Annotated in this window: 1 protein-coding gene; it reads right to left on the minus strand. The window is 71.3% G+C overall.

Annotated features, from left to right (window positions below; genetic code table 11):
• Positions 1 to 2,876 (minus strand): condensation domain-containing protein (locus ACN675_RS28625; protein WP_420754034.1); only part of this gene is annotated, 2,876 nt, incomplete at both ends.

The following is a 2,876-nucleotide window of genomic DNA, read 5'->3' on the forward strand; positions in this document are numbered from 1 at the left end:
CGGACGAAGCGGTCGACCAGATCGGCCGTCAGCGCCGCGGGCAGATCTCGGTGGTACTTGACGATCAGCTCGAGCTGTTCTCCGGGCAGGACGAGCAGGGTCAGCGGAAAGCTGGTGCCGTCGTCGATGCCGCGCAGCTGCACGTCGAGACCGCTGCCGGCGGTCGCCCCGGTGAAATCGCCCGGGTAGTTCTCGAACACCACGAGGGTGTCGAACAGTTCGTCGAGACCGGCGATCCGGTGCAGGTCCGCCAGGCCAACGTGGTGGTGGGCCTGCAGGGCGGCCTGCTCGGCCTGAACGCGGCGCAGCAGGTCGGCGACGGTTTCCGCGGGGCGCAGACCGACGCGGACCGCGATCGTGTTGACGGTCATGCCGATCATCTCGTCGATGCCGTCGAGGTCGGCGGCGCGACCGGAGACCGCGGTGCCGAAGAGCACGTCGTCGCGGCCGGTGACGGCCCCGAGCGCCAGCGACCACGCGACCTGCACGAGGGTGTTGAGCGTGACACCGGTTTCGCGGCGGAGCCTTTCGAGGCCCGACACGATTTCGGCGTCGACGGTGAGGGTGTGGTCGACGCACGAGCCGGGCGCGAGGGTACGGCCGGCCGCGAGCAGCGTCGGCTCGGTGACGCCGTCGAGCGCCGCCGTCCAGGCTGCCCGGTCGGCGGCCTCGTCACGGTCACCCAGCCAGGTCAGGTAGTCGCGGTAGGGGCGAGCCGGTGCCGCGACCGCGGGTGCCGCACCGATCGCGATGCCGTTGCCGTAGGCGCGCAGCAGCGCGTCGATCACCAGCGGCAGGGACCAGCCGTCGAACAGCAGGTGGTGGTGCGTGAGCAGCATCCTGTACTGTCCGGATCCGGTGTGTACGAGCGTGATCCGCATCAGCGGCGGCGCGGCGAGGTCGAAGCGGGTCTCGCGGTCCTGCGTGGCGATCTCGGCCCAGCGTCGGTCCAGCTCCGCTCCGGCCGTCTCGGACAGGTCGATTTCGTGCCACGGCACGGCGGCACCGGCGGTGACGACCGCGACCTGGCGGCCGGCATCGGTGGTGGTGAACGCGGACCCGAGCTGGGCGTGCGCGGCGAGCACCGCGTCGGCGGCGGCACGCAACCGGGCGGTGTCGAGGTCACCGGTGATGTCGAGCGCCATCTGCACGACGTAGGCGTCGTGCCCGGTGGTGTCGAAGGTCGACTCGAACATCAGGCCCTGCTGCAGTGGCGTCAGGGGCAGGACGTCGATCGCCGACGGGTAGCGCGCGGTCAGCTCGTCGAGCTCGTCGAAGTCGACGGAGGCGAGAACGTCCGACGGCGTCAGGCCGCCGATGGTATTCGAGCGCCCGTGTGCGGCAATGCCTTCGAGCAGCGTCGGCCACAGTTCCGCGGCGCGGTCGACGACACCGGGCCGCAGCGCCGAGGCCGCGAAGCGCCACTGGGCGACGATGCCGGCGGCGGTGGCCGCGGCGTTGATCTCGATCGGATGTGTCATCGGCATCGTCGGGTCGGACGACACGCCGAGGGTGCCGACGCCGTCCGAGTTCTCGACAGGGCACAGCGTCCAGGCCCCGTCGGTCCCGGTGGCCGGGGCGGCGTCGATGCGCCCGAGGTAGTTGAACAGCACCGGGTGCGCTGCCCGGGCGGTGAGTTCGGCGGCGTGCTCGCCGCGGTATCGGGTGAGCAGCCCGTAGCCGATGCCGCGGTTCGGGACGGCGCGGATCTGCTCCTTGATGCGCTTGACGAGGCGCCCGGCTGCGGAGGTTCCCGCGGCGACGGCGTCGAGGTCGACCCCGGCCACGTCGAGCCGCAGCGGGTACAGCGTGGTCAGCCAGCCCACCGTGCGGGACAGATCGAGTTCCGGTGCGATCGAATCGGATTCGCGACCGTGGCCTTCGACGTCGACGACGAGCGCGGTCGCGTCGGATTCTTCGGATGCGGTGGTCAGCGCAGCGGCCAGTGCGGCGAGCAGGATTTCGTCGACTCCGACGCGCAGTGCCGGGGCGACCACCGACGACAGTGTCTCGAACACGTCCGGTGCCACGGTGATCTGCCGGACGGTCGATGCGGCGACGGTGTCCACGGCCGGATCGAGTGCGCGATCGGTGAGCGCGACGGCACCAGCCGGGTCGACGATTCCCCGCCACAGGTCCGCATCGTCGGCCACGAGGTCCGCGGCGGCTTCGAGTGCCCGGCTCCACGTGCGGAAGGACGTGGCGGGTCGTTCGAGCGATCCCGGCCGTTCGCACAGCCGGCGCAGGTCGTCGAGCAGGATGTTCCAGGACACCGCGTCGACGACGAGATGGTGGGCGACGATCAGCAGGCGAGCCGCGGGTGCGTCGTCGAGCAGGACGAACACGACCATTGTTCCCGACGCCAGGTCGAGGGTGCGGTACGCGGACTGCACCGGCTCAGGATCGGCCGTATCGCGGTGCCGAAGAACGATTTCGGGAGCGGGCTCGGCGGGAACCTCGAGGGTCCGGCCGTAGGTGGGGTCGTCGACGACCCGGGCACGGAGCACGTCGTGGGTCGCGACAAGCGCGTTCAGCGCGGCCTCGAGTGCGGTCTCGGTCAGATCGGCGGGGAGCGTGACCACCCGGGCCTGGGCGTACCCGTCGACCCACGCGCCGTCGTGGGCGAGCAGATCGGTGATCATCGCGGTCGGCACGACGACACCGAGCGCGTCCTGCCGCTCCTCGGCCGCGGCCATCAGCGTGTCGGTCGGCACGGCCCTAGAGGCCAGGCCCGCCGGGGTGGGGGCTTCGAAGACGTCACGGGACGTGAGGGCGAAACCGGCACGCCGGGCGGCGGTCACGACGCGCAGCGCGACGATGGAGTCGCCGCCGAGATGGAAGAAATCGTCGTCGACACCCACCCCCTCGACACCCAG

The sequence above is a fragment of the Rhodococcus sp. O3 genome (assembly GCF_048897285.1).
Classification (GTDB): domain Bacteria; phylum Actinomycetota; class Actinomycetes; order Mycobacteriales; family Mycobacteriaceae; genus Rhodococcus.